This window comes from Streptomyces actinomycinicus, from assembly GCF_016741775.1.
Lineage (GTDB): Bacteria > Actinomycetota > Actinomycetes > Streptomycetales > Streptomycetaceae > Streptomyces > Streptomyces actinomycinicus.
Genome location: NZ_JAERRK010000001.1, coordinates 499,462 through 526,394 on the forward strand (window position 1 = coordinate 499,462; position 26,933 = coordinate 526,394).

24 protein-coding genes are annotated in these 26,933 nt (G+C 72.8%); 13 read left to right on the plus strand and 11 right to left on the minus strand.

What is annotated here, in order from left to right; translation table 11 throughout:
* Positions 1-142 precede the first annotated feature (142 nt).
* The 5 genes from JK359_RS02235 to JK359_RS02255 all read left to right on the plus strand — a co-directional run bounded on the left by JK359_RS02235 (position 143) and on the right by JK359_RS02255 (position 4,696).
* Positions 143-964, plus strand: coding sequence for a helix-turn-helix transcriptional regulator (locus tag JK359_RS02235; protein WP_201831670.1), 822 nt, complete (start codon positions 143-145; stop codon positions 962-964).
* A gap of 28 nt (positions 965-992) precedes the next feature.
* Complete coding sequence (locus JK359_RS02240; RefSeq protein WP_201830990.1) at positions 993-1,346, plus strand: cytidine deaminase; 354 nt, start codon at positions 993-995, stop codon at positions 1,344-1,346.
* 239 nt (positions 1,347-1,585) lie between these two features.
* Positions 1,586-2,062, plus strand: coding sequence for a hypothetical protein (locus JK359_RS02245; RefSeq protein ID WP_201830991.1), 477 nt, complete (start codon positions 1,586-1,588; stop codon positions 2,060-2,062).
* 185 nt (positions 2,063-2,247) lie between these two features.
* Positions 2,248-3,576 carry a WxL domain-containing protein gene (locus tag JK359_RS02250; protein ID WP_201830992.1) on the plus strand — a complete coding sequence of 443 codons (1,329 nt, stop codon included), beginning with the start codon at positions 2,248-2,250 and terminating at the stop codon, positions 3,574-3,576.
* A 100-nt stretch (positions 3,577-3,676) separates the two neighbouring features.
* A complete protein-coding gene (locus tag JK359_RS02255; RefSeq protein ID WP_201830993.1) occupies positions 3,677-4,696 on the plus strand; it encodes a WxL protein peptidoglycan domain-containing protein in 1,020 nt (339 codons plus the stop codon).
* Here JK359_RS02255 and JK359_RS02260 read toward each other — a convergent pair.
* On the minus strand, positions 4,590-4,928 hold the full coding sequence (locus tag JK359_RS02260) for a P-II family nitrogen regulator (RefSeq protein WP_201830995.1): 339 nt from the start codon (positions 4,926-4,928) through the stop codon (positions 4,590-4,592). The two genes, JK359_RS02255 and JK359_RS02260, sit on opposite strands and share 107 nt — an antisense overlap.
* Positions 4,925-6,280 carry an ammonium transporter gene (locus JK359_RS02265; protein WP_372445335.1) on the minus strand — a complete coding sequence of 452 codons (1,356 nt, stop codon included), beginning with the start codon at positions 6,278-6,280 and terminating at the stop codon, positions 4,925-4,927. The genes JK359_RS02260 and JK359_RS02265 overlap by 4 nt, the downstream gene beginning before the upstream one ends.
* A gap of 221 nt (positions 6,281-6,501) precedes the next feature.
* Between JK359_RS02265 and era the strand changes: the two genes are divergently transcribed.
* Positions 6,502-7,455 carry a GTPase Era gene (gene era / locus JK359_RS02270; RefSeq protein WP_201831000.1) on the plus strand — a complete coding sequence of 318 codons (954 nt, stop codon included), beginning with the start codon at positions 6,502-6,504 and terminating at the stop codon, positions 7,453-7,455.
* 93 nt (positions 7,456-7,548) lie between these two features.
* Here the strand turns inward: era and JK359_RS02275 are convergent, their stop codons facing one another.
* A complete protein-coding gene (locus tag JK359_RS02275; protein ID WP_201831001.1) occupies positions 7,549-8,409 on the minus strand; it encodes a helix-turn-helix transcriptional regulator in 861 nt (286 codons plus the stop codon).
* Between the two features lie 134 nt (positions 8,410-8,543).
* Here JK359_RS02275 and JK359_RS02280 point away from each other — a divergent pair, with 134 nt between their 5' ends.
* Positions 8,544-9,389 carry an NAD-dependent epimerase/dehydratase family protein gene (locus JK359_RS02280; RefSeq protein WP_201831002.1) on the plus strand — a complete coding sequence of 282 codons (846 nt, stop codon included), beginning with the start codon at positions 8,544-8,546 and terminating at the stop codon, positions 9,387-9,389.
* A 1-nt stretch (position 9,390) separates the two neighbouring features.
* On the opposite strand, the gene JK359_RS02285 is transcribed toward JK359_RS02280, so the two are convergent.
* The 4 genes from JK359_RS02285 to JK359_RS02300 form a co-directional block, all read right to left on the minus strand.
* Positions 9,391-10,644 (minus strand): MFS transporter, encoded by a 1,254-nt coding sequence (locus JK359_RS02285; RefSeq protein ID WP_201831003.1) that lies wholly within the window; start codon positions 10,642-10,644, stop codon positions 9,391-9,393.
* The gene (locus JK359_RS02290) at positions 10,641-11,954 is read right to left on the minus strand and encodes a GH1 family beta-glucosidase (RefSeq protein ID WP_201831004.1); all 1,314 of its coding nucleotides are present in this window, start codon (positions 11,952-11,954) and stop codon (positions 10,641-10,643) included. Before JK359_RS02290 ends, JK359_RS02285 begins: the two co-directional genes overlap by 4 nt.
* Positions 11,955-12,150: 196 nt before the next feature.
* A complete protein-coding gene (locus JK359_RS02295; RefSeq protein WP_201831006.1) occupies positions 12,151-12,417 on the minus strand; it encodes a protealysin inhibitor emfourin in 267 nt (88 codons plus the stop codon).
* 21 nt (positions 12,418-12,438) lie between these two features.
* Positions 12,439-13,509 carry a M4 family metallopeptidase gene (locus JK359_RS02300; protein ID WP_201831014.1) on the minus strand — a complete coding sequence of 357 codons (1,071 nt, stop codon included), beginning with the start codon at positions 13,507-13,509 and terminating at the stop codon, positions 12,439-12,441.
* Between the two features lie 333 nt (positions 13,510-13,842).
* Between JK359_RS02300 and leuA the strand changes: the two genes are divergently transcribed.
* The 6 genes from leuA (at position 13,843) to JK359_RS02330 (ending at position 21,918) form a co-directional block, all read left to right on the plus strand.
* On the plus strand, positions 13,843-15,564 hold the full coding sequence (gene leuA, locus JK359_RS02305) for a 2-isopropylmalate synthase (protein ID WP_201831016.1): 1,722 nt from the start codon (positions 13,843-13,845) through the stop codon (positions 15,562-15,564).
* Positions 15,565-15,836: 272 nt separating this feature from the next.
* Complete coding sequence (locus JK359_RS02310; protein ID WP_201831024.1) at positions 15,837-16,532, plus strand: TerB family tellurite resistance protein; 696 nt, start codon at positions 15,837-15,839, stop codon at positions 16,530-16,532.
* A gap of 137 nt (positions 16,533-16,669) precedes the next feature.
* The gene (locus JK359_RS02315) at positions 16,670-18,751 is read left to right on the plus strand and encodes an MMPL family transporter (RefSeq protein WP_201831029.1); all 2,082 of its coding nucleotides are present in this window, start codon (positions 16,670-16,672) and stop codon (positions 18,749-18,751) included.
* A gap of 22 nt (positions 18,752-18,773) precedes the next feature.
* The gene (locus JK359_RS02320; protein ID WP_201831030.1) at positions 18,774-19,988 is read left to right on the plus strand and encodes a sensor histidine kinase; all 1,215 of its coding nucleotides are present in this window, start codon (positions 18,774-18,776) and stop codon (positions 19,986-19,988) included.
* Complete coding sequence (locus tag JK359_RS02325) at positions 19,985-20,647, plus strand: response regulator (protein WP_201831032.1); 663 nt, start codon at positions 19,985-19,987, stop codon at positions 20,645-20,647. Before JK359_RS02320 ends, JK359_RS02325 begins: the two co-directional genes overlap by 4 nt.
* A gap of 80 nt (positions 20,648-20,727) precedes the next feature.
* The gene (locus tag JK359_RS02330) at positions 20,728-21,918 is read left to right on the plus strand and encodes a sialidase family protein (RefSeq protein WP_201831034.1); all 1,191 of its coding nucleotides are present in this window, start codon (positions 20,728-20,730) and stop codon (positions 21,916-21,918) included.
* Positions 21,919-22,048: 130 nt separating this feature from the next.
* On the opposite strand, the gene JK359_RS02335 is transcribed toward JK359_RS02330, so the two are convergent.
* From JK359_RS02335 to JK359_RS02350, 4 genes are read right to left on the minus strand one after another with little or no spacing between them, the layout of a single operon-like run.
* Positions 22,049-22,996 carry a dihydrodipicolinate synthase family protein gene (locus JK359_RS02335; protein WP_201831036.1) on the minus strand — a complete coding sequence of 316 codons (948 nt, stop codon included), beginning with the start codon at positions 22,994-22,996 and terminating at the stop codon, positions 22,049-22,051.
* Positions 22,997-24,001 carry an oligopeptide/dipeptide ABC transporter ATP-binding protein gene (locus JK359_RS02340; protein WP_201831038.1) on the minus strand — a complete coding sequence of 335 codons (1,005 nt, stop codon included), beginning with the start codon at positions 23,999-24,001 and terminating at the stop codon, positions 22,997-22,999.
* A complete protein-coding gene (locus JK359_RS02345; protein ID WP_201831039.1) occupies positions 23,998-25,974 on the minus strand; it encodes a dipeptide/oligopeptide/nickel ABC transporter permease/ATP-binding protein in 1,977 nt (658 codons plus the stop codon). Before JK359_RS02345 ends, JK359_RS02340 begins: the two co-directional genes overlap by 4 nt.
* Entirely contained in the window at positions 25,974-26,930 is a 957-nt protein-coding gene (locus tag JK359_RS02350; protein WP_201831040.1) for an ABC transporter permease, read from the minus strand. Before JK359_RS02350 ends, JK359_RS02345 begins: the two co-directional genes overlap by 1 nt.
* Positions 26,931-26,933 lie beyond the last annotated feature (3 nt).

Genomic DNA, 26,933 nt, shown 5'->3' on the forward strand with positions numbered 1-26,933 from the left:
GAGCTTCGGGCCGTCGGAATACGGCTGGGGAGTCGGAACTTATGGTGGTGGTGGCACCACCAGACAGCACGAGGGGGAGCGGTACGTGCCGGTTGTCGATGCGACGAAGAGCCCGCGGCGGAGCGAACTGCGCGAGTTCCTGATGAGCCGGCGGGCCCGGGTGAGCCCCGAGGAGGCCGGACTGCCGGGCGGCGGCGGCCGGCGCCGGACGCCCGGACTGCGCCGTGAGGAGGTCGCCGTGCTCGCCGGTGTGGGCGCCTCCTGGTACCAGTGGCTGGAGCAGGGGCGGGACATCTCGGTCTCCCCGCAGGTCCTCGACGCCGTCGCCCGGGTGCTGCGGCTGAGCGACGCCGAGCGGCGGCACCTGTACCTGCTGGCCGGGCTGAACCCGCCGACGCCCCAGGTCGTCCCCGACCGGCGGGACATGTGCGACGGGCTGCAGCGGCTGATCGACACCTGGATGCCGTACCCGGCGCACATCATGGACCTGTACTACAACTGCGTGCTGTACAACGACGCGGCGGCCATGGTGCTCGGCATGCGGCCGGAGATCACACAGAACTGCCTGGTCGACTTCTTCACCGACCCGCTGTACCGGTCGCGCAGCAACAGCTGGGAGCGGAACGCGCGCACGGTCGTGGCGCAGTTCCGGGCCGCGTGTGCCGCACGGCCGGACGACGAGGGGTTCCAGTCGGTGCTCGCCGAGGTGTCGGCGCTCAGCCCCGAGTTCGTGGCGCTGTGGGCCGAGCGGGACATCGAGGACCAGGGGCAGGTGCGCAAGGAACTGGACCACCCCGTGGTGGGGCTGCTGGTGGTGGAGGCGACGGTGCTGAAGGTGCCGGCCCGGCCGGACCTGATGATCGTGCTGCACGCTCCGCTGGACGAGGCGAACACCGCGGCCAAGCTGGAGTGGCTGGCGTCTCCCGAGGGGCGGCGCGGCACGATGTACCCCGTGGCGGGGTGAAGCCGCCGGGGCTTCGTATGCTCTGGGCATGACCGAGAGCAACGCGCTTGACCCCGAGGACCGCAAGATCGTCACCCTGGCCCGTTCCGCGCGGGCCCGCAACGGTGTGCCCGAGGGGGCGGCCGTACGGGACGACACGGGGCGTACGTACGTGGCCGGGTCGGTGGAACTCGCCTCGCTGAAGCTGAGCGCGTTGCGTACGGCCGTTGCGATGGCCGTGGCTTCGGGGGCGCGGTCGCTGGAGGCGGCGGCCGTGGTGAGCGACGCGGAGGCCGTGCCGGACGAGGACCGGGCGGCCGTCGCCGACCTGGGGGGTGCGGGTACGCCGGTGCTGCTCGCCGGGGCCGACGGCGTCGTGCGGCGCACCGTCACCGCCGGCTGACGCACCAGTGGGCCCCGCCCCCTGGACCCCGCTCGCGGCGACCGAACAAAAGGTCGGCTGGAATTCAACCTTGTTGGGGCGGTGCCGTCGCGCATCAATGGGGCCATAGGTTCCGACGACCCGTCAGATCCGCACCGCCGGTGCCGGTGTCCGCATCCGCTCGCCCGGCCTGCCGTTCGTCGGCGCACCTTCCGACCATCCCCACATGGCATCCCCACAGGGAAGGGAAGCGGATCCCCATGAGAGGAAAGCGCACGGCAACAGGTGCGGCGCTGGTCGCCGGGGCCCTCGCGGTCACCGGCCTGACCCTCGCGCCGACCGCGGCCGCCGTCACCCCCCAGTCGGCGACCATCACCGCGAGCTGCGGCATCTTCGGCGGTGGCTCGGCCACGCTCACCGCCACCCAGAACAGCACCTCCGCCACCGTCACCCTCACCTCCTCCGCGATCAAGGCGCCGGTCGCGGTGGCCCAGGACTCCATCACCTCCACGCTCACCCTGGTCAAGGCGAGCGGCGGCACCACCGTGTTCAGCGGGACGAAGAACCCGGCCATGCCCAGCGGTTCGGCGGTCAGCGTCGGCCCGCTGCCCGGCACCGTGGCCTCCGGTGACAGTCTGGAGGCGTACGGCGGCTCGCTGAAGATGGTGATCTTCGGTGTCACCGTGACCTGCAAGGCCACCGCCAGGCAGTCGCCCGGCCCGTTCGTCTTCGACTGAGCCGACCGGGCGATCCGGTTGAGCGACATGTTCCGGATCGTGCCGTAACCCCCTGGGATGCCGCAAAAACTGATGATCCGTCAGATTTCTGCGGCATCTCCATTGACTTCTCACCCCCGCTCCACATCAATGCCCCCTGTCGGCGCAGATGAGCCGCTGCGCCAGCAACCCTCAGGAGGGGGCCCATGGGTTCGACACCCCGAAGAGCCCGACGGTGGCGCTGGGCGTCACTGTTCGGGGCGACCGCACTCGCGGTCACCGCGGGCGGCGCGCTGGCCTGTCCGGCCGGTGCCGCCGGCACGAACGTGGACTTCGCCACGCACTGCATCCCGCCGGCCGTCTCGGGTCTACCGCCCATCGACGGCACCACCACCGCGAACGTGTCGGTGGACAACACCAGTCCCAAGGTCGGCGACACGGTCACCGTGACCTACACCGTGGTCACGGCCGCCGCCAGCAACCCCACCGACCTGGCCCTGCCGGCCGACATCATGACCCCGACCGGCAAGGTCGCCCTCGGTGGCGCCCAGACCGGTGCCGTCACCGTCACCGGACCGAAGAAGAACCCGCCGGTGCCGGGGAAGGCCGCGTTCCCGTCCTTCTCCATGACCGGCACGTTCACCGTCACCAAGGCCGGGCAGATCACCCTCTCTCCCGGCGACTACAACATCCACACCAGCTACATCCTGGAGCTGGACACCCCCTGCACGGTCATCACGCCGCCCGCCCCGGTCTCGCAGACCGTGACCGCGACCGACGGCACCCCGTCCAACACCCGGGCCATCTCGCTGGGTTCGGCGTCCGGTGACCCGGGTGCCGGTGTCACCGTCAGCGGGACGAACTTCACGCCGGGTGCGACCGTCACGCTGGCCGGGCGGGCCGGTGACACACAGACCGCGGACACCGCGACCGTGACCGCGAACGCCCAGGGCGCCTTCAGCGGTTCCCTCGTCGTCAACGACAAGACGACGACCGGGATCGTGGCCTACGAGGGCGGCTCCTGGAACCCCGACAAGGGCGCCGGACCCGCGGCCTACGTCGTCAACGACAACACGCCCGTCCCGGCCGGCAGCCAGAAGCTGACCACCACCGTCAAGGCGGGCACCCTGTCCATGTCCCAGGCCGGCGACTCCGTCGCGCTGTCGGCGGTCGACTTCGGCCAGGGCGGCGCCTCGACCGGGCGCCTCAACTCGGTGACGGTCAAGGACTTCCGCGGCGGGCCCGCGGGCTGGTCCCTGACCGGCAAGGTCACCGAGTTCACCGGGCCCGGCGCCAAGATCGACGCGAGCAAGCTCAGCTGGAGCCCCGCCTGCGCGACCAAGGCGGGCAGCCCCAGCACCTGCAAGGCCGGTTCGGCGGGCACCGTCGGCAGCGCGGGAGCGACGCTCGCGTCGACCCCGAACGGCACGCTCACCGGCGGTGAGTTCACCGTCGACGCCGGCCTCTCCCTGGACGTTCCGGCGTTCACGCCTCCGGGCTCGTACTCCGGCGTCCTGACCCTCACCCTCACCTGACCGACCGAACCAGGACACCGGTGGCCGGGCGCCCCGCCGTACGACCGGGGCCGCACCCGCCCGACCGCCACCGTCCCGAGCCCGTGGGGGGTCCGCACCCATGCGCAAGCCGTACGTCCTCCTCCTGAGCCTGGCCGGTCTGCTCCTCGGTGTCGGCGCGGTCCCCGCGCGGGCCGCCGACAACGGCAGCTGGTCCGTCTACCCGGTCGCCTCGAAGATCGCCGCGCGGCCGTACTTCACCCTCTCCGCCGAGCCCGGCCAGACACTCACCGACAAGGTCGCGGTCCAGAACAAGACGGCCCGCCCGCTCACCTTCCGGCTGTACGCGGCCGACGCCTACAACACCGCCCGGGACGGCGGGTTCGCCGTGCGCACCCTGAAGGAGAAGATGAGCGGGGTGGGGGCCTGGGCGAAGCCCGCGAAGTCCCGGATCACCGTGCCCGCGCACAGAACCGTCACCGTGCCCGTCGTCCTGCGCGTCCCCGAGGGGGCGGAGCCCGGCGACCACCCCGGCGCGATCGTCGCCCTGGACGAGAAGGTGGACCCCGGCAGCGGCAGGCTCGCGCTCGGTGTGCAGCGGGCCGTCGGCGCTCGGGTCTATCTGCGGGTCGGCGGTCCCACGCTCCCCGCGCTCTCCGTCGAGCAGGTGCGGTTCGGCCACCACCAGCCGCTGCTGCCGGGCCTCGGCGACAGCACGGCGACCGTCTCCTACACCCTGCGCAACACCGGGAACGTGACCCTCAGCCCCAAGGTGGAGCTGAAGGCGCGCGGGCTGTTCGGCCGTACGCTGCTCGACCGGGACCTGACCCGGGTGCCCTCCGAACTGCTGCCCGGGCAACGGGTGCGGCTCACGGAGACCTGGCGCGGGGCGCCCCAGCTCGACCGGGGGAGCGTGACCGTGACCGCCAGTGCGCCGGGCACCCGGCAGTCGGCCGGCGCTTCCTTCCTCGCGCTGTCCTGGCTGCTGGTGGCGCTCGTGTTCGCCGCCGGGGTGCTGACCGGGGCGCTGCTGGTCAGAGCGCGTCGGGTCCGCGCTCGCCGGTCCGCACCCGTACGACCGTCTCCACCGGAACGGACCACACCTTCCCGTCCCCGATCTTCCCCGTCTGCGCGGCCCTGACGACGGCGTCGATCACGTCGTCGGCGACCGCGTCCTCCACCACGACCTCGATGCGCACCTTCGGCACCAGGTCGACCCGGTACTCCGCCCCCCGGTACACCTCGGTGTGGCCGCGCTGCCGGCCGTAGCCGCTCGCCTCGGTCACGGTCAGCCCGTGCACACCCAGCTCCTGCAGGGCCGTCTTGACCTCGTCCAGCCGGTACGGCTTCACGATCGCGGTGATGAGCTTCATGCCTGGGTGTCGACCTTCTTCGTGCCGGCTGCGGTGAGGACGGAGTGGGAGACCGGGGCGCCGTGGCCCAGGACGCCGTGATCGTATGCCGTCTCGGCGTGCACCGTAAGGTCCAGGCCGGTGTGCTCCTGCTCCTCGCTCGCGCGGAAGCCCAGCGCCTTGTCGATGAGCTTGCCGAGGCCGTACGTCACCGCGAAGGCGTACAGCGCGACGACGGCCACGGCGAGCAGCTGCCTGCCGAGCAGGGCGAGCCCGCCGCCGTAGAACAGGCCCTCGGTGCCGCCGGTCATCGTCTTCTCGGCGAACAGGCCGATCAGCAGGGTGCCGATGACGCCGCCGACCAGGTGGACGCCGACGACGTCCAGGGAGTCGTCGTAGTTCAGCCGGAACTTCCAGCTCACGGCGTACGAGCAGACGACACCGGCGGCGAGGCCCACGACGAGGGCGCCGAGCAGCGAGACCGTGCCGCAGGACGGGGTGATCGCGACCAGGCCGGCCACCGCGCCGGAGGCGGCGCCCAGGGTGGTCGGGTGGCCGTCGCGCCGCTGCTCGACGAAGAGCCAGCCGAGCAGTCCGGTGCAGCCGGCGGCCAGGGTGTTGAGGAACGCGGCGGCGGCGAGGCCGTTCGCGCCGAGCGCGGAGCCCGCGTTGAAACCGAACCAGCCGAACCAGAGCAGACCGGCACCGAGGACCACCATGGGCAGGTTGTGCGGGCGCATGGCGTCCTTCTTGAAGCCCAGGCGGGGGCCGAGGACCAGGCAGAGGGCGAGCCCGGAGGCGCCGGAGGTGATCTCGACGGGCAGTCCGCCGGCGAAGTCCAGCGCGCCGAGCCGGTCGAGGATCCAGCCCCCCGGGCCCCACACCCAGTGGGTGACCGGAACGTATACGAGGAGGGTCCAGACCGGCACGAACACCAGCCAGGCCGAGAACTTCGTACGGTCGGCGACCGCGCCGCTGATCAGCGCGGCGGTGACGACGGCGAAGGTCAGCTGGAAGGTGGCGAAGAGGAGGGCGGGGACGGTGCCGTGGACGGAGTCCGGGCCGATGCCGTGCATCCCCGCGTGCCCGAACCCGCCGATCAGGCCGCCGCCGGCGTCGTCGCCGAAGGCGAGGGAGTAACCGGCCGCCAGCCACACCACCGTGACCAGGGCGATCGACACGAAGCTCATCATCAGCATGTTGAGGACGCTCTTCGTGCGGACCATGCCGCCGTAGAACAGGGCGAGACCCGGCGTCATCAGCAGGACGAGGGCGGTCGCGGCGAGCAGCCAGGCGGTGTCGCCGGTGTCGAGGGGAGTCCCCCCTGTGCGAGCGGAGCCGAGAACTCGGGGGAGAGCTGCGGCGAGGGTCACGGGCGTCTCCAACGGTGTGGTGGGTGCGTCAGAGCGTCACGGGTGTGGGTTTCCGGTCGCGTACAGGTGTGTTTCCGTGACGTTTCGTTGCGTGTGGGTTTCCGGAAGCTCACGGGAAGAAGGGGTGCCGGCCGTTGGTCCGGCGTTGGTACGGGAGGGGTGCCGGCCTTTGGTTCGGCGTTGGTACGGCAGGGCTCCGTGGATCAGGGAGAATGGGCGGCATGAGTGTTCGTACCCAGTCATCCGAGCAGCCGGCGGAAACCGTCCACCGCGCCGGCTTCGCCTGCTTCGTGGGCCGCCCCAACGCGGGCAAGTCCACCCTCACGAACGCTCTGGTCGGGCAGAAGGTGGCGATCACGGCGAACCAGCCGCAGACCACGCGGCACACGGTGCGCGGCATCGTGCACCGGCCCGACGCCCAGCTGATCCTGGTGGACACGCCAGGGCTCCACAAGCCGCGCACGCTGCTCGGTGAGCGGCTCAACGACGTGGTGCGGACGACGTGGGCCGAGGTCGACGTGATCGGCTTCTGTCTTCCGGCGAACGAGAAGATCGGTCCCGGTGACCGCTTCATCGCCAAGGAGCTGGCGGGGATCAGGAAGACCCCGAAGATCGCGGTCGTCACGAAGACGGACCTGGTCGACTCCAAGACCCTCGCCGAGCAGCTGATCGCGATCGATCAGCTGGGCAAGGACCTGGGCATCGAGTGGGCGCAGATCGTGCCGGTCTCGGCGGTCGGCTCCAAGCAGGTGGATCTCCTGGCCGACCTTCTGATCCCCCTGCTCCCCGAGGGGCCGGCGCTCTATCCCGAGGGCGACCTCACGGACGAGCCGGAGCAGGTGATGATCGCGGAACTCATTCGTGAGGCCGCGCTGGAAGGTGTCCGGGACGAGCTGCCGCACTCCATCGCGGTGGTCGTGGAGGAGATGCTGCCGCGTCCGGACCGGCCCGCCGACCGTCCCCTCCTGGACATCCACGCGAACGTCTACATCGAGCGTCCCAGTCAGAAGGGCATCATCATCGGGCCCAAGGGCAAGCGTCTGAAGGAGGTCGGCATCAAGTCCCGTAAGCAGATCGAGGCGTTGCTGGGGACGCCGGTCTTTCTGGATCTGCACGTCAAGGTGGCCAAGGACTGGCAGCGCGACCCGAAGCAGCTCCGCAAGCTGGGCTTCTAGGCCCCCGCCCGCCCACCCACCCGACTCGGCCCCTCGAGAGACCACCGCCACGGGGTTCCCCCCGGCCCCAAGCGTTTGGTGGGCGTCGGGGTGTCAGGGGTGGGTCGGGGTGGGGTGGGGGGTCATGTCCTGCAGGCCTACCACCCGTAGCAGCTGGAGTTTTTCGTGGGAGGCCGTGCCGGGGCGGGCCGTGTGGATGACGAGGTGGTGGTGGGCCTCGTGGCTGAGGAGGACCCCGCAGTCCAGTTCCAGCAGGCCCACCACGGGGTGCAGGAACCGCTTCGTGGCCGGTCGCCGCAGGGACACCTCGTGTTCGTCCCAGAGACGGGCGAACTCCTCGCTGGCCGCCCGGAGTTCCGCCGCCAGCGCGGCCGGCACCGGGTCGTCGGGGCGGGCCGCGGCCACCGCGCGGAGGGCGGCCACATGATCGTGGGCGTGTCGCGGCAGGTCCTCGGGCGGGAAGAGGGCGCGGGCCGTGGGGTCCAGGAAGAAGCGGCGGGTCAGGTTCCGCTCGCGCGGCGGGCGGGCCGACGCGTCGCCGACCAGCGCCTTGGCCAGCGCGTTCTGCGCCAGCACCTCGCCGCAGTCCGTGACCACCTGCGCCGGTGAGTCGTACAGCCGGTCGAGGACCAGCAGCAGACCGGGTCTGACGTGGGCTGAGGACGTGTCCCGGCGCGGCGGCTCCTCGCCCGTCAGGTGGAAGAGATGGTCCCGTTCGTCGTCGGTCAGGCGCAGCGCGCGGGCCAGCGCGGCGAGCATCTGGCGGGACGGCCGCGGGCCGCGGGACTGTTCCAGGCGGGTGTAGTAGTCGACCGACATCCCGGCCAGCGACGCCACCTCCTCCCGGCGCAGTCCGGGCGTGCGGCGGCGGGCGCCGGGCGCCAGGCCCACGTCGGACGGTTCCAGGCGGGCGCGGCCACGGCGCAGGAAGTCGGCGAGTTCGGCTCGGTTCACCTCCCCAGGCTGCGGCACCACGGCCGGCTTATCCAGGGACTGTCGATCCCCTGATCGGAAGGTCTCTCCCGTCGTGCCCGTCGGCGGCCGAGGCTGGAGCACCGAAGCGAGGTCCGACCGAGAGGAACACCATCATGCTGACCCTGGTCACCGGCGCCACCGGACAGGTGGGGCGGGGTTTCGTCCCCCGGCTGCTCGGGCAGGCCCGGCCCGGCGAGCGCGTACGGGTGATCGTCCGGGACGAGTCCCGGGCCGCCGCCCTCGCCGAGCGCGGCGCCGAGGTCGTCGTCGGCGATCTGCGCGACGCCGACGTCCTCGGCAAGGCGCTGACCGGAGCGGACGCCGTCGTCAACATCGCGGCCTCCTTCCGGGGCGTGCCCGACGAGGAGATGCGGGCCGTCAACCGGGACGCCGCACTCGAGCTGGGCCGCGCCGCCCTCGCCTGCGGGGTACGCCGGTTCGTACAGGCCAGCACCATCCTGGTGTACGGCCTCGGCCGCGGACGGCCGCACGTCGAGGACGATCCGACCGTGCCGGGCGGCCCGATGTGGATGACGTACCCGGAGTCCAAGGAGGAGGCCGAGCGCGGGCTGCTCGCGCTGGACGGCCTCGACGTGCGGGTGGGCCGTCTCGGCTTCGTCTACGGCGAGGGCGATCCGCACCTGCCGGGCATCACCCGCTGGACCGCGCGGCAGCCGGCCACCAAGCGGCACCACCTGGTGCACGTCGCCGACGTCGCCCAGGGCCTGCTGCGCCTGCTGCACGCCCCCGGCGCCGGCGGCAGGATCTACAACATCGCCGACGACGCCCCGGTCACGGTGCTGGAGATCCACCGGCTCCTCGGCGTGGAGCCGCCGGCGGACGGGCCCGACGACGACCCCTGGTACGGCATCGCCTCCACCGACCGCATCCGCCGCGAACTGGGCTACCGGCCGCTGTACCCGACCCTCTGGGCGGCCCGCGACGCCGGGGCGCTCTGAGCTATTCGACCCCTCTGATCCTGCCCACGAGCACCGCCCCGCCCAGCCCGGTCAGCGCCGCCACCAGGTACAGCACGCGGTAGCCGCCGAGGTGGGTGACGACCGGCGCGGCCAGGGCGGGGGCGGCGACCTGGGGGAGGGCGTTGGCGATGTTGATCATGCCGAGGTCCTTGCCCCGGTCCAGCGCCGTCGGCAGGACGTCCGTCATCAGCGCGAAGTCGACGGACGTGAAGACACCGAAGCCGACCCCGAGCACGGCCGACGCCACGATCGCGCCCGGCCAGGTCTGCCAGCCGGCCAGGGCCGCCGTCGCCACGGCCATCAGCACGCCCGACCAGACGACGAACGGCTTGCGCCGGCCCACCCGGTCCGACCAGATCCCGCCCGCCAACACCGTCGCCATCAGCGTCACGCCGTTGACCGCGGTGAGGACCAGGACGCCTTGCTCGGGGTCGGCTCGGTGCAGGCGGTCGCGCAGGTAGTAGAGGAGGTACAGCAGGACCAGGGAGTTGCCGAGGTTGATGAGGAACCGGGTCAGCCAGGCCCAGGCCAGGTCGGGGTGGCGGCGCGGGCTGAGCCGGAACCCGGCGAGGAACCCCCGCCAGGACCAGGCCGGCCGGTCCGCCCGGGCCAGCGGCAGATCCGCGTACCGCAGGACGTACGGCAGCACGCCCGCCACCGTGAACACCGCGCACGCCGTGTACCCGGCACGGGTCCCGCCGGCGAGCGTGGCCAGCCCCGTGCCTCCGACCACGCCCAGGATCTGCGCCGCGCCCAGCCAGCCGCCCACCCTGCCGCGCTGGAGCCGCGGCACCCGGTCCGGCACGGCCGCGGTGACCGCGGCGAAGGCCGCGTTCAGCGTGAGCTGCACCAGGCACCAGCCCGCTGTCATCGTCCACGGGCCGCCGGCGCCCGCGAGCAGCAGCAGTGACAGCGCACCGCCCGCCGTCCCGGCCACGATCCACGGGGTACGGCGGCCCCGGCGGGCGGTGGTCCGGTCCGACAGGGCGCCGAAGAGCGGGTTCGCGAGCAGCGACACCACGGCGCCGGCGCCGGTCACCCACGCCAGCAGTGTCTCCTTCGGCATCCCGGCGCCGGGTGCGAAGTCCTTCGCCTGGGCGGCGAGCAGGATCTGCAGCGGGCCGAACCAGCCCACCCAGACGGCCCCGTTGGCCAGTGCCAGAGCCGCCGTCCAGCCCCGGCCGACGGGGTCGACGGGTTCGGCGAGGGCGGCCGAGGCGCGGGCGGTGGTCATCTGCGGTCCCGCAGGAGGTCCCTGAACCAGTGGTAGGAGGCCTTAGGGGTGCGCTCCAGCGTCTCGAAATCGACGTGCACCAGGCCGAACCGGCGGGCGTACCCCTCCGCCCACTCGAAGTTGTCCATCAGGGACCACACGAAGTAGCCGCGTACGTCGACGCCGGCCTCGACCGCCCGGTGCAGGGCCCGGATGTGTCCGTCGAGGTAGGCGATCCGCTCCTGGTCGTCGATGCCCTCGTAGGAGCAGCCGTTCTCGGTGATGACGACCGGCGGGAGCCGCTCGCCGTACCGTTCCCGGAACCCGGTGAGCAGTTCGGTCAGCGCCTCGGGCACGACCGGCCAGCCGAAGTCGGTCACCGGCCGGTCCTCGATCTCCCGCAGCGAGAAGGGGAGTTCCGCGGGGAGTGGCAGGCCCCCGTACTCGGCGTCACCGCCGCCGGGAGCGCCCACGCGGGTCGGGGCGTAGTAGTTGATGCCGTACCAGTCGACCGGCTCGGAGATGACCTCGAGGTCCTCCCGCACGTCGCCCGGCATCAAGTCGCCCATGCCCTCCGGGTACTCGCCGAGGATGACCGGCTCGGCGAACAGCCGGTTGAGCAGGACGTCGTAGAAGCCGGCCGCCTCCAGGTCCGCCTGTTCCCGCGAGGCGGGCCAGGTCGGGCCGTGCGAGTTGGCGATGCCGATGTCGCCCGCACCGGCCGCGCGCAGCGCCCGTACGGCCAGGCCGTGGGCCAGCAACTGGTGGTGGGCGACCGGGAGCGCGTCGAAGAGCAGTTGCCGGCCGGGGGCGTGGGCGCCCAGCGCGTGGCCCAGCAGGGTGTGTTCGGCGGGTTCGTTGAGGGTGATCCACTTCCGCACCCGGTCGCCGAGCCGCTCGGCGACCACGGACACGTAGTCGGCGAACCGGGCCGCCGTGTCGCGTTCCAGCCAGTCCAGCGAGGCGGGCAGGTCCCAGTGGAAGAGGGTCGGCACCGGCCGTACGCCCGCCGCGCACAGCTCGTCGACCAGCCGGTCGTAGAAATCGAGGCCGCCGGGGGAGTTCACCCGGGGCCAGGAGACCGAGAACCGGTACGCGTCCACGCCGAGGCCGGCGAGGAGCGCCACGTCCTCGGGGTAGCGGTGGTAGTGGTCGCAGGCCACGGCCGCCGTCGAGCCGTCCTTCACCCGCCCGGGCCCGGCCGTGAACACGTCCCACACGGACGGCTCGCGCTCCTCGGCCGCTCCCTCGATCTGATGGGCCGAGGTCGACACGCCCCACAGGAAGCCGGCGGGGAACCGGGGGACCGGGTTGACTGCGTCAGTCGCCATGGCCGGATCATCCGTACCCCCGGTAACATAAGTCAACGCCCGTGCGTGAAACGCCAGTTGCGCTGACCGTCCAGGATCACCGGCGGCCCGCGCGAACCCGCCTCCTGCCGCGCGCCGGGCACCCGCCTCCGGCCGCGCGCCGGGCTCCCCACCCGCCAGGCGCCCCACTCCGGCCGCGCGCCGGGCGCCGTGCCCGCTAGGCGCCCTCCTTCAGTACGCGTGACACCAGCTCCCGCTGTTCCTCGGTCAGGCGGGGGTCCGCCGCGTACACCGTGCGGCCGTCCACGGTGATCTCGTAGGAGAAGCCGTCCGGGACCCCCGCCGGAGGTGTGTCCCGGCCGGACGCGAGGGCGCGTTCGGCCAGGGTCTGCCACTCGTGGGCGTCCGGCCGGGCCGAGGTGTCCACCTCGGCCCGGCGCTCGATGCCCGCGAAACCGCCCGTGCGCCGTACTCGGATACGCATGGGTCTCTGTGTAGTACGGAACTACAGCGTCCGCACCCCCACCTGTTCCCACGCCTTCTGCACGGCCTGGAGTTCGTCCCCGGCGCCGTACCGCTCCCGGGCCGCCTTCACGGTCAGCGTGGCGAAGTCGGCGAACAGGGCCTTCTCCTTCAGGTCGCCGCCGGTCAGCACGTCGTACCAGATCTGGCCGGCCTTCTCCCAGGCGTAGCCGCCGAGGGCCGTGGCGGCCAGGTAGAAGGCGTGGTTGGGGATGCCGGAGTTGATGTGCACGCCGCCGTTGTCGCGGCCGGTGCGGACGTAGGCGTCCATGGTCGCCGGCTGCGGGTCCTTGCCGAGGACGTCGTCGTCGTACGCCGTGCCCGGAGCCTTCATCGAGCGCAGGGCGGTGCCGGTGACCCGCGGGGCGAGGAGCCCGGCGCCGATCAGCCAGTCGGCCTCGGCGGCGGTCTGGCCGAGCGTGTACTGCTTGATCAGCGAGCCGAAGACGTCGGAGAGGGACTCGTTGAGCGCGCCGGGCTGGCCGAAGTAGGTCAGGTTCGCGGTGTGCTGGGTGACGCCGTGGGTCAGTTCGTGCCCGATGACGTCGACCGGGATGGTGAAGTCGAGGAAGATCTCGTTGTCGCCGTCCCCGAACACCATCTGCTCGCCGTTCCAGAAGGCGTTGTCGTAGCCCTCGCCGAAGTGCACGGTGGCGTCCAGCGGCAGCCCGTCGTCGTCGATGGAGTGCCGGCCGTACGCCTTCAGGTACAGCTCGAAGGTGGCGCCGAGGCCCGCGTAGGCGCGGTTGACGGTGGCGTCGGAGCCGGCCTCGGAGCCTTCCTCGCGGACCTTGGTGCCGGGCAGGTCCTGGGCGTGCTCGGCGTCGTAGACGGTGCGGTGCGGCCGGTCGGCGGCGGCGCCGGCCGGCGGGGCGACGGCGGGAGCACCGATGACCGTGGTCAGGCGGCGCTTGGTGCGCTGGTAGGCGTCGTGCTCCAGGGACCGGCGGGCCGGGCCGGAGAGCGCGGGGTCCTCGTTGCGGGCGAGCTTGTCGAGGACGTGCGGCGGCACGATCGTGCAGAAGACGGGCTCGAAGCCCCCGTTGGTGGTCATGCCCGGCACCTTTGCACTGTGTGACACGAGTGTCACTAGCTGCCACCATGATTGGTGAAATACCGGGACACGGAACGCAACGCTCCGTGACCCTGTGCTAGGGCGATGTGGTGCAGCGCACTATTTGTCCCTTTTCGTCCCCCGGTCCCGCATACTGGGACAGGCCCGCGCACCCGGACCGGCTCGGCTAGGCTGCGGAACATCATGCGTTTCTGGCTGCTTCTTCTTAGCTGCCGCGGCGAGGGCCTGTAGACGAGGCCGACTCCCTCCCCGCGGAGCTCGGCGTTGCGTCGTCGGCCGTCCTTCCGGACCTCTCGAGGAGCCTCACGCGTCATGGCCAACCGCCAGCAGCCCAGCCCCATGCCGATCCACAAGTACGGCCGTTACGAGCAGGTCGACATCCCCGACCGCACCTGGCCCGACCGGCGGATCACCGTCGCCCCCCGCTGGCTCTCCACGGACCTGCGCGACGGCAACCAGTCCCTGATCGACCCGATGTCGCCCGAGCGCAAGCGCCGGATGTTCGACCAGCTGGTCAAGATGGGCTACAAGGAGATCGAGGTCGGCTTCCCCGCCTCCGGCCAGACCGACTTCGACTTCGTGCGCTCGATCATCGAGGAAGAGGGCGCGATCCCGGACGACGTCACGATCTCCGTACTGACCCAGGCCCGTGAGGACCTGATCGAGCGGACCGTGGAGTCCCTGAAGGGCGCCAGGCGCGCCACCGTGCACCTCTACAACGCCACCGCCCCGGTCTTCCGCCGGGTCGTCTTCCGCGGCTCCAAGGACGACATCAAGCAGATCGCCGTCGACGGCACCCGCCTGGTGGCGGAGTACGCCGAGAAGCTGCTGGGCCCCGAGACCGAGTTCGGCTACCAGTACAGCCCGGAGATCTTCACCGACACCGAGCTGGACTTCGCGCTGGAGGTCTGCGAGGCGGTCATGGACGTCTGGCAGCCCGGCCCGGGCCGCGAGATCATCCTCAACCTGCCCGCCACCGTGGAGCGTTCGACGCCGTCCACGCACGCGGACCGCTTCGAGTGGATGCACCGCAACCTCTCCCGCCGCGAGCACGTCTGCCTGTCCGTCCACCCGCACAACGACCGCGGTACCGCCGTCGCCGCCGCCGAGCTGGCCCTGATGGCCGGCGCCGACCGCATCGAGGGCTGCCTGTTCGGGCAGGGCGAACGCACCGGCAACGTCGACCTGGTCACCCTGGGCATGAACCTGTTCTCGCAGGGCGTCGACCCGCAGATCGACTTCTCCGACATCGACGAGATCCGCCGTACGTGGGAGTACTGCAACCAGATGGAGGTCCACCCGCGCCACCCGTACGTGGGCGACCTGGTCTACACGTCCTTCTCCGGCTCCCACCAGGACGCCATCAAGAAGGGCTTCGACGCCATGGAGGCCGACGCCGCGGCCAAGGGCGTCACCGTCGACGACATCGAGTGGGCGGTCCCGTACCTGCCGATCGACCCCAAGGACGTCGGCCGCTCCTACGAGGCCGTCATCCGCGTCAACTCGCAGTCCGGCAAGGGCGGCATCTCCTACGTCCTGAAGAACGACCACAAGCTGGACCTGCCGCGCCGGATGCAGATCGAGTTCTCGAAGCTCATCCAGGCGAAGACCGACGCCGAGGGCGGCGAGATCACGCCGAAGGAGATCTGGGCGGTCTTCCGGGACGAGTACCTGCCGAACCCCGAGAACCCCTGGGGCCGCATCCAGGTCAGGACCGGCCAGTCGACCACGGACACCGACGGCATCGACACCCTGACCGTCGAGGCCACCGTCGACGGCGAGGACACCGTCCTGACCGGCTCCGGCAACGGTCCGATCTCGGCCTTCTTCGACGCCCTGCAGTCCATCGGCATCGACGTACGCCTGCTGGACTACCAGGAGCACACGATGAGCGAGGGCGCCTCCGCACAGGCGGCCTCCTACATCGAGTGCGCGATCGACGACAAGGTTCTGTGGGGCATCGGCATCGATGCGAACACGACGCGTGCGTCGCTGAAGGCGGTCGTCTCGGCGGTCAACCGCGCCACCCGCTGACGGAGCGCCCCGCCGGGGACGCGGCCGGAGGCCCGCCCGCCGCACCGCCGTCCTGGCGGCCGCGCGGTTCCCCGCGTCCCCCGGGCAGGCCGTCGCGCTCGGCGTCCACTGGTCCTGCCCACCGTCCACCGGTGGGCAGGACCTGTCTATTTCCGGCCATCGTGCCCCGCAGATCACGGAAAGGTCTCTTACGGGGTACTGACTCAGCCTCCGGGATGTGGCTAACATCACGCCAGCGCGGCGATGTTGCCGTGCGGTTACGGAGGTGCGACGTGCTGCCAGTACGGGGACGAGACGACCGTGCCGCCAGGGCTGCGCGCATCCTGGGCGTCCACACCGCGTGGACACCCGTCGGGGACGGCGAGTTCTTCTGCCCCGGCTGCGGCGGAGACCGCAACTACCAGCGGCTCACCGGGCGCCGCCGGCTCACCCTGCTGGGCGTGCCCCTGCTGGCACGCGGGACCACCGGACCGGTCGTGGAGTGCGCCGCCTGCCGCTCCCACTACGGCACCGACGTCCTGGACCACCCCACCACCCGCCGCTTCTCCGCGATGCTCCGGGACGCCGTGCACACCGTCGCCCTCGCCGTCCTCGCCGCGGGCGGCACCGGCTCCCGCACAGCCCTGGAGACGGCCGCCACCGCGGTCCGCGCGGCCGGTCTCGCCGACTGCACGGAGGACCAGCTGGCCGCCCTGGTCGAGGCGCTCGCCGCGGACACCGGCCGCTTCTTCGAGCAGCCGGGCGGCGCCGGCCTGACCATAGAGCTGCACGAGGCCCTGGACCCGCTCGCCCCGCACCTCGCCCCGGCCGGCCGCGAGTCCCTGCTCCTGCAGGCCGCCCGCATCGCCCTCGCCGACGGCCCCTACACCCCCGCCGAACGCGACGCCCTCAGGACCGTCGGCGCGGCCCTCACCATCTGCTCCGACGACGTGACCCGGCTGCTGGCGGCGGCGCGTACACCCTCCTGATACTCCCGCGGGAGTAACACCCCGGACGGGTCACCCCCGGCAGTAGCCCCCAACTCGCCCCCGAGCCCGACGAACCCGCCCCCGCGCACCGGAAGCCTGGAACCGGACCAGACGACCGACCGGAGGGAGATTCGTCCATGGGGGCCGCGAGGAAAGACAGACGGCGCAGGCGGGCCGTGCCCTGGGCGGTGTTCGGGCTGTGGGTGGCCGCACTGCTGCTCGTCGGGCCGTTCGCCGGGAAGTTCGGCGACGTCCAGCAGAACCGGTCGGTGGACTACCTGCCCGACAGCGCCGACTCCACCCGGGTCGCCCGCATCCAGGACGAGCTGCCGGGCGGGCAGGCCACCGACCTGGTCCTCGTGTACCACCGCGACGGCGGGCTCACCGCCGCCGACCGGGCCAGGGCCGCAGGACAGATCGCCGAGATCCGGCGGACGTACCCGCTCACGGGCAGCCCCGCCGCCGTCCCGTCCCGCGACGGCAGCACCCTCATGTACCCCGTCTCCAGCACACAGCCCGGCCAGGACGACGACAAGCGGGACGCGTTCGTCGACGGCGTCCGGGACATCGCGGACGGCGGCGCGGGGCTGAGCGTCGAGGTCGGCGGCCCCGGGGCGCTCAGCGCCGACATGGGCAAGGTGTTCGGCAGCATCGACGGCACCCTGCTCTACACCACCCTCGGCGTGGTCACCGTCCTGCTCGTCCTGATCTACCGCAGCCCCTTCCTGTGGCTCGTGCCGCTCGCCGTCGCCGGGGTCGCCGCCGGCCTGGCCATGGCCGCCGCCTACGGCCTCCACGAGGCCTTCGACGTCACCGTCACCGGCCAGAGCGGCGGCGTGATGACCGTCCTCGTGCTCGGCGCGGGCACCGACTACGCCCTGCTGCTCATCTCCCGCTACCGCGAGGAGCTACGGCGCCACGAGCGGCCCTACGACGCCATGCGCGCCGCGCTGCGCGGGTGCGGGCCGGCGATCCTCGCCTCCTCCGGCACCGTGGCGGCCGGACTGCTCTGCCTGCTCGCCGCCGACCTCAACAGCAGCAGCGGCATGGGCCCGGTCGGCACCGTGGGCGTGCTCGCGGCCCTCGTCGCGATGACCACGCTGCTGCCCGCACTGCTCGTCCTGCTCGGCCGCCGGGTGTTCTGGCCGCTGGTCCCGGCCTTCGGCAGCGAGCCCAGGACGCGACGGTCCCTGTTCGCGGCGATGGGCGGCTCCGCCACCCGGCGGCCCGCCGCCGTCCTGGCCGGCGGTGCCGTCCTCCTCGGCGCGCTCGCCCTGGGCGCCCTCGCGCTGCCCGGCACGCTCCGGCAGGAGGACTCCTTCACCGAGAAACCCGAGTCGATCACCGCCGGCCAGACCCTGGCCCGCGCCTACCCCGGGCACAGCAGCCGGCCCGTCACCGTCATCGCCCCCACCGCACAGGCCGGCGCCGTACTCGCCGAGGCCCGGGCGACGGACGGCGTGGCACAGGCGAAGGCCGGCCGCAGCGGGGGCGGCTGGACCGAGATCTCCGTCTACGCCACCGCCGCCCCCGAGACGGCCGGGGAGACCCGCACCATCGAGGCCCTGCGCGACGGCCTCCACGACAGCCACGGCGCCTACGTCGGCGGACCCAGTGCCCAGCAGCTCGACCTGACCGACAGCCAGGCCAGGGACCAGCGGGTCATCGTCCCGCTCGTGCTCGCCGCCGTGTTCGTGATCCTGGTGGGACTGCTGCGCAGCCTCGTCGCGCCGCTGCTGCTGCTCGCCGCCGTGGTCGCCGTCTGGGGCGCGGCGCTCGGCCTCGGGGGACTGGCCTTCGGGCCCCTGCTCGGCTTCGCCGGCACCGACCCGGGGCTCGGGCTGCTGTCCTTCGTGTTCCTGGTGGCACTCGGCGTCGACTACGGCATCTTCCTGATGCACCGCATGCGCGAGGAGTCACTCGCCGGTGCCGGGCCGACGACGGCCGCGCTCACCGCCCTGCGCACCACCGGCGGCGTGATCGCCTCGGCCGGCGTCGTCCTCGCGGCCACGTTCGCCGTGCTCGCCACCCTGCCCCTGGTCGCGCTGGTCCAGCTCGGGTTCGTCATCGCGGTCGGCGTGCTGCTGGACACCTTCCTCGTGCGGACGTACCTGGTGACCACGGCGAGCGTGCTGCTGGGGCGCCGGGTGTGGTGGCCGGGGCGGCTGTCGCGGGCGCCGCGGCCGCTACGGCCGCAGCGGCAGCGGGAGCCGGTGTGAAGCGCCGAACGCCTGCTGGAGGATGAACCCCGTGCAGCACACCAGGAGACCCGAGCGGATCATGGCCGCGATCAACCGCGACCCGCGGACCGCCCCGCACGGCACCCGTAACGACGCGATCCTGGCCGCCGTCCTCGCGACGGCGGCCGTGGGCCTCGCGCTGCTCACCGACCCCGGCCGCCGCCCGGACGCGCTCGGCTGGACGCTGCTGGCCGCCGCCCACGTGCCGATCGGCTGGCGGCGGCGCCGTCCGCTGCTCGTGCTCGCCGCGGTCGTGGCCCTCGTCCTGCCCTACCACGCCCTCGACAACAACCACCACGCGGCGGCGCCGGTCGCCGTCACCGCCCTCTACACGGTCGCCGTCACCGGCCGCCCCCTGCGCACGATCCTGACCGGCGTCACGGTCCTCACGGCCGCCGTCTGCGTGATGCTGCTGGTCGACACCCGCCAGGCCGTGGAACTGGTGCGCATATCCGGCTGGGTGATCGCGGTGCTGTTCGGCGGCGTCGACGTCCGCTACTACCGGCGGTACGTCGCCGGGATCGTCGAACGCGCCGAACACGCCGAGCGCACCCGCGAGGAGGAGGCCCGCCGCCGGGTCGCCGAGGAACGCCTGCGCGTCGCCCGCGACCTGCACGACCTGCTCGCCCACAGCATCACCCTGATCGGCGTGCAGACCTCGGTCGCCGCGCACGTCCTGGCCGCCGACCCCGAGCGGCTCGACCGGGAGACGGTCGCCAAGGCGCTCGACGACATCGCCGAGACCTGCCGCAGCGCCCGCGGGGAACTGCGCACGACACTGGAGGTGCTGCGCGCCGACGAACACGGCGACGCCCGCGGCCCCCTGCCCGGCCTCGACGGCCTGCCCCACCTGGTGGAGGCCGCGCGCCTCGCCGGCGCCCGTGTCGAGCAGACCCTGCGCATCGGGCAGGCCCCGCCCGCGGTGGGCGCCGCCGCCTACCGCATCGTCCAGGAGGCGCTGACCAACGCGGTACGGCACGCCGGACCCGAACCGGGCGTACGTGTCGACCTGTACGAGGCCGACGGCGCCCTGCACGTGTCGGTCACCGACGACGGCACCGGGCCCGTCCCGGGCGGCAGCCCGGGATTCGGACTGGTGGGGATGCGCGAGAGGGTCCGCAGCGTGGGTGGCACACTCGACGCCGGGCCGCGCACGGAGGGCGGCTTCGCGGTGCGTGCCGCACTGCCGCTGACGACCGGGGAAGGGGCCCGATGACCATCCGCGTGCTGCTCGCCGACGACCAGACGCTGGTACGGGCCGCGTTCGCGATGCTCGTCGAGTCGGCGCGGGACATGGAGGTCGTCGGACAGGCGGGCACCGGCCGCGAGGCCGTGGAGCTGGCCCGCGCCGAACGCCCCGACCTGGTGGTGATGGACATCCGCATGCCCGAGCTGGACGGCATCGAGGCGACCCGGCTGATCGCGGCCGAGGAAGCCCTCGACGGGGTACGGGTCCTCGTCCTCACCACGTACGACACGGACGAGCACATCGTCGAGGCGCTGCGCGCCGGCGCCTCCGGGTTCCTGGTCAAGGACACCCGGCCGGCCGAACTCCTGGACGCCATCCGCACGGTCGCGGCCGGTGAGTCGCTGCTGTCGCCCGGGCCGACGGCACGGCTGATCGCGCGTTTCCTGCGCACCCCGCCGGTGCCGGTGGCGGGCGGGCCGGAGTGCCTGTCGGAACGCGAGCGCGAGGTGCTCGCCCTGGTCGCCCGCGGCCTCAACAACACCGAGGTCGGCGAGGCGCTCGGCCTCAGTCCGCTGACCGCGAAGACCCACGTCAGCCGCATCATGGGGAAGCTGGGGGCGCGGGACCGGGCACAACTGGTCGTGGTGGCGTACGAGTCGGGACTGGTGACACCGGGAACGGTCTGACCGCGTCCCGGGGTCCGGCGGTCCGGGAGATCCCCCGGACGGAGTAAGAACGGCCCCGCCGATGCGGGGAGCATCAGGGCGTGACCCCTCGCAGCCGCTCGCTCCTCACCAGCCTGGTGCTCCTGACCTCGCTCACCGTCCGGCTGCCCGCGCACGCGGCGACCGGGGGCTGCACCTCCTCCGTGCCCTACGCGTCCGGGCAGGGCGGCTACACCACCTTCCGCATCCCGGCCGTGGTGAAGACCCGGCACGGCACGGTCCTCGCCTTCGCCGAGGGCCGGCACGACGGCGCCGCCGACACCGGTGACATCGACGTCGTCCTGCGCCGCTCCACCGACGGCGGCTGCACCTGGGGCCGGCTGACCGTGGTGGCCGCCGGACAGGGCGACACCCGGGGCAACCCGGCCCCCGTCGTCGATCCGCGCACCGGCGCCGTCGTCCTCGTGACCTGCGGCAACGGCGGAACCGTGACGGAGGCCCAGATCATGCGCGGCGAGGTCACGCCGGAGCAGGGCCGCCGGGTGTACGTGCAGCGCAGCTGGGACGACGGACGGCACTTCTCGCCCCCGCGGGACATCACGGCCCAGGTGCGCCTGCCGGGCTGGCGCTGGTACGCCACCGGACCGGGGCACGCCGTCGCCCTCGCCCGGGGCCTGCTCGGCACCCGCCTGCTGATCCCCGCCAACCACTCCGCGGCCCCGCCCGCCGGCTCCCACGACTCCGGCCGGGAGGCCAGGTACTACGGCGGCCACGCCCTGTACAGCGACGACATCGGCCGCACCTGGCACCTGGGCTTCGTGGACACCACCTACGACGGCAGGACCAACACCAACGAGACGAGCGCCGCCCGACTCCCCGACGGCCGCGTCTACTTCAGCGCCCGCGACCAGAACGGCACCGCGCCAGGCAACCGCCTCGACACCTACTCCGGCGACGGCGGCCGTACCCTCGAACGGCCCTACGCCGTGCAGCCGGCCCTGAACGACGTCCCGGTGGTCCAGGGCAGCGTCCTGCAACTGCGGGGCCCCGGCGCCCCGTTGCTGTTCTCGGCGCCCTCCGTGCCGACCGCCCGCCGGGCACTGGCGCTGTGGTCCAGCGCGGACGCCGGCCGTACCTTCAGCAGACTGCTCACCCTCGCGGACCGCCCGGCCGCCTACTCCGACCTGGTCCAGCTCGCCCCGGACACGGCCGGCGTCCTGTACGAGACCGGCACCCGCGGTCCCTACGAGTTCCTGGAGTTCCGCAGACTGCCGCTGCCGCCGACGCCATAGGCGGGGCCGGTCATGGGCGGGGCCGACGCCATGGGGGGCCGGTGCCATGGGCCTGGGCCGGCGCCATGGGGGGCCGGTGCCACGGGCGAAGGCCGGCGCCACGGGTGGGGCCGCCGGGCCGGTGGCGTCCTCAGCGGCCGTGTTCGCAGGGCCCGAGCAGCCCGGCCCCGGCCAGGAACTTGCCGACCTTCTCGACCTCCTCGCCGGACAGCGGGACCTGCGGCTCGGCCGTCACCGGGCAGTCGATGATCCCGCGCAGATGCAGCGCCGCCTTGAACGCGCCCAGCGCCGCCGAGCTGCCGCCCATCCGTGCGGGGTCCCCGACACCGGTCAGCCCGAACAGGGTGCACAGCCGCTCCTGTTCGATCCGGGCGGCCTCCCAGTCGCCCGCCCGGCACAGGCGGTAGAGGCGGACGTACCCGTGCGGGTCGACGTTGGCCAGGCCGGGCACGGCACCGTCGGCACCGAGCGCCAGCGCCGAGTCGGCGATCAGCTCCGAGCCGGTCAGCACGCTGAACCCGGGGTGGGCCCGGGCGCCGGTGACGAGGTCCCGGAAAGCGGCCAGATCGCCGCTGGAGTCCTTGATCCCGGCCAGTACACCGTCCCCGGCGAGCCCCAGCACCAGGTCGGCGGGGAGTTTGGTGTGCACGGCGACCGGGATGTCGTAGGCGATCACCGGGACCGGGCTGGCGGCGGCGATCCGGCGGTAGTGGTGGACGATCTCCGAGGGGTGGGTGCGGGCGTAGAAGGGCGCGGTGACGACGACGCCCTGCGCGCCGGCCGCGGTGACCGCGACCACGTGGTCCAGGACGCGCGGGGTGGTCATGTCGATGGCACCCGCGAGGACGGGCAGCTGACCGCCCACGTGCGAGGTGACGGCCCGCACCACCCGGGTGCGCTGCCAGTCCGTCAGGAAGGCGGCCTCCGAGGTGGAGCCGAGCAGGAACAGGCCGTGCACCCCCGCCTCGACCAGATGGTCCACCAGGCGCAGCAGGGACGGCACGTCCACCTCCCGCTCCGGCGTCAGCGGGGTGCACACGGGAGGGACGACACCGGTGAGGGGGGCGGGGAAGGTCATTTAGGGCTCCGGGCGGGCTAGGTCTCGCGTCGACTGGTCCTCCTCCACAGGATGGTGACACCGGTAGCGGTGTCCCGGCTGCGACGCGGCCGAGAACCCCGGCATCACCTGGGCGCACGTCTCGTCGGCCTTCCAGCAGCGGGTACGGAACGGGCAGCCGCTCGGCGGGCGGGTCGCCGAGGGCACCGGCCCGCTCAGGGGGATCGGGTCGATGGGGTCCAGCAGCCCGGGCGTGGCCGAGAAGAGGGCACGGGTGTACGGGTGCCGGGCGGCGTCGATGACCCGGCCGGCCGGGGTCTCCTCCACGATCCGGCCGAGGTACATGGTGATCACCCGGTCGCTCATCCGCCGCACGGTCTGGATGTCGTGCGAGACGAACACCAGGGCCAGACCGAGGCGCTCCTTCAGGTCGAGCAGCAGGTTCAGGATCTGCGCCCGGACCGAGACGTCCAGGGCGCTGGTCGGCTCGTCGGCGACGACCAGGGCCGGGTCCAGGGCGAGCGCGCGGGCGATGGCGACGCGCTGCCGCTGGCCGCCGGAGAGCTGTCCGGGCAGGGCGTCGGCCAGCGCCGGGGGCAGGCCCACCAGGCCCATCAACTCCCGTACCCGGTCCTCCCGTTCGGGCCGGCTGCCACGCTGGTGCACGTCCAGCGGGTCGCGCAGGATCCGGCGCACCGTCAGCCGGCGGTTCAGGGCGGTCGACGGGTCCTGGAAGATCATGCCGGTGCCCGCGCCGACCGCGGCCCGGCGTTCGGCGGGCGGCATCGCCCACAGGTCCTGGCCCCCGAACGCCACCGTCCCGGCGGCCGGCCGCTGGATGCCCACCAGCACCTTCGCCAGCGTCGACTTCCCGCACCCCGACTCGCCGACCACGCCGACCGTCTCGCCGGCCGCCACGCAGAGGTCGGCGCCGGTCAGCGCGTACACCCGGTCCCGCCGGAACAGGCCGCCGCTGCGCGCCTTGTGCACGACGTGCGCGTCCCGCACCTCCACGACAGCGGTCACTGCAGGGCCTCCCAGCTCTCCGCGGACGTCGGCTCCACCGCCGGGTGGTGGCAGGCGGCCGTGTGCGTGGGGGTGCCCGTGAGGACCGGCGCGGTCGCGTGGCACACCTCGGTGGCGAGCGGACAGCGGTCGGCGAACCGGCAGCCCGCGGGGAAGTCGGCGGGCGACGGGACGACGCCCTTGATCTGTGTCATCCGCTCCTCGGCCGACTCCAGCGAGAGGACGCTGCCGAGCAGCCCGCGCGTGTAGTGGTGGGCCGGTGCCGCCACCAGGTCGGCGGTCACCCCGGTCTCCATGATCTGCCCGCCGTACATCACCACCACCCGGTCGGTGACGTCGGCGACCAGTGCCAGGTCGTGCGAGACCAGGATCAGCGCGAAGCCGAGTTCCGCGCGCAGCCTGAGCAGCAGCTCCATGACCTGGGCCTGCACGGTGACGTCCAGGGCGGTGGTCGGCTCGTCGGCGACGATCAGCTTCGGGTCGCGGGAGAGGGCCATGGCGATGAGCACCCGCTGTCGCTGTCCGCCGGACAGTTCGTGCGGATAGCTGCGCAGGGTGCGTTCGGGGTCGAGCCCGACCAGTGAGAGCAGTTCCCGCGGGCCGCGGCGGCCACCGCGCCGGACGAGCTGTTTCAGCTGGGCGCGGATGGTCATGGCGGGGTTCAGGGAGGACAGGGCGTCCTGGTAGACCATGGCCATCTCGTGGCCGAGCAGCCGGCGCCGCACCCGCATCGGCTCGGCGAGCAGGTCCCGCTGGTGGAACCGCACCTGGCCGCGGACCCGGGCGTCCCTCGGCTGGAGGCCCATGACGGTCAGCGCGGTCAGTGACTTGCCGCAGCCCGACTCGCCCACCAGGCCGAGCACCTCACCGGGGTGCACCTCGAAGCTGACCCCGTCCACGATGTCCACGCCCCCGTGCCGGCCGGGGAAGCCGATGGCGAGGTTCTCCACGGCCAGCACCGGCTGTCCGCCCCGGCCGGGCAGCGGCCGGGCCCGGGAGCGCAGCCGCCGGGCGGCCTCGGTGAGCCCGGGCAGCTGCAGCACCTCGCCGGTGCCGGCCTCCGGGGTCTGAAGGCGGTCCGCCGGTGCCCGCACCTCCCGCGGGGCGGGCGCGGCCCACGCGTCCGAGACGCCCTCGGAGAGGATGTTCAGCGACAGCACGGTGAGCAGGATCAGCAGCCCGGGGAAGACGGTCGCCCACCAGCCGCCGGTCAGCACCATGTTCTTGCCGTCGGCGATGACACTGCCCCAGGACGGGTCCGGGGGCCGGACGCCCGCGCCGATGAAGGACAGCGAGGCCTCGAACACGATGGCCTCGGCGACCTGGACCGTGCAGAACACCAGCACCGGGGCGGCGCAGTTGACGGCGACGTGCCGCAGCACGATGTGCGGGGTGCGGGCGCCGATGACCCGCTCCGCGGTGACGTAGTCCTCGCCGTACTGGTCCAGCACGTTGGCCCGGACGACCCGGGCCACCGGTGGCGTGAACAGGAAGGCGATCGCGCAGATCAGCACGCCGATCCCGCCGCCGAACACGGCGACCAGCACGGCGGCGAGCGCGATGCCCGGGAACGCCATCACCACGTCCAGGCAGCGCATCAGGGTCTCGTCCACGGCCTTGCGGGAGGTCGCGGCGAGCGCCCCGACGACGGCTCCGACGACGAGTGCCAGTGCGGTCGCGCCCAGCCCGATCGCGAGCGACCAGCGGGCGCCGTACATCAGCCGGCTGAGGATGTCGCGGCCCAGGCTGTCCTGTCCCATCCAGTGCGCGGCGGACGGCGCCCCCGTCCCGCCGGCCGGGTCCTGCTGGTCGAGCGGGTCGTGCGGGGCCAGCACGGGGGCGAGTACGGCGACCAGCACGACGAGGGCGAGGAAGCAGACGGCGACCTTGGACGGCAGCGGCAGCCGGCGCCAGCCGCGCAGCCGGACGCCGGGCCGGGAGAACCGCTCGGTGAGGCTCGCGCGCGTGACCATCAGCCCGCCCTCAGTCGTGGGTTGACCAGCAGATACAGGATGTCGATGACGAGGTTGACGACGACGAACCCGGTGGCCGTGGTGAGCACGACGCCCTGCACGACCGCCGGGTCGCCGTTCTGCACGGCGTCGATCATCAGCTTGCCCATGCCGGGCAGCGAGAAGATCGTCTCGATGACGACCGCGCCCCCGAGCAGGTAGCCGACCCGCAGGCCCAGCACGGTCAGCGGGTTGACCAGGGCGTTGCGCAGGACGTTCCGTCCGACGACCACCCGCGGCGGCAGCCCGCTGCCGATCGCCGTGCGGACGTAGTCCTTGTCCAGTTCCTCCACCACGGAGGTCCGCACGATCCGGGTCAGCTGGGCGGCGACCGGCAGCGACAGGGCGAACGCGGGCAGGGCCATGGTCTTCAGCCAGCCGGTGACGGAGTCGGCGGGGTTGATGTAGCCGCCGGTCGGGAACCAGCCGCGGTCCACGGCCAGGTACTGGATCATCAGCAGCGCCAGCCAGAACCCGGGCGCGGCGACCCCGACCAGCGAGACGACCCGGATGGCCTGGTCCGGCAGCCGGTCCCGGTACACGGCCGCCGTTACCCCGCCCGCGAGGGCCAGCACGACCGCGATGGTGAGACCGAGGAAGGTCAGCTGGAGGGTGAGCGGCAGGGCGGTGGTGACCTGGTCGACGACCGGGGCACGGGTCAGGGCGCTGGTGCCGAGGTCGCCGTGGAGCAGCTCGCCGACGAAGTGGACGTAACGCACGGGCAGCGGGTCCAGAAGTCCGTTGCGTTCCCGGAAGTCGTGCAGCTGCTGTGGGGTCGGGTTGGCGCCCTGGAAGAACGCGGACGCGGGATCGACGTCCGAGAACCGCATCACCAGGAACACGAACAGCACGATGCCGAGGAGCAGCGGGACGAGCAGGGCGATGCGGCGGAGCAGGATCCGGGCGACGGCCGTCATGCC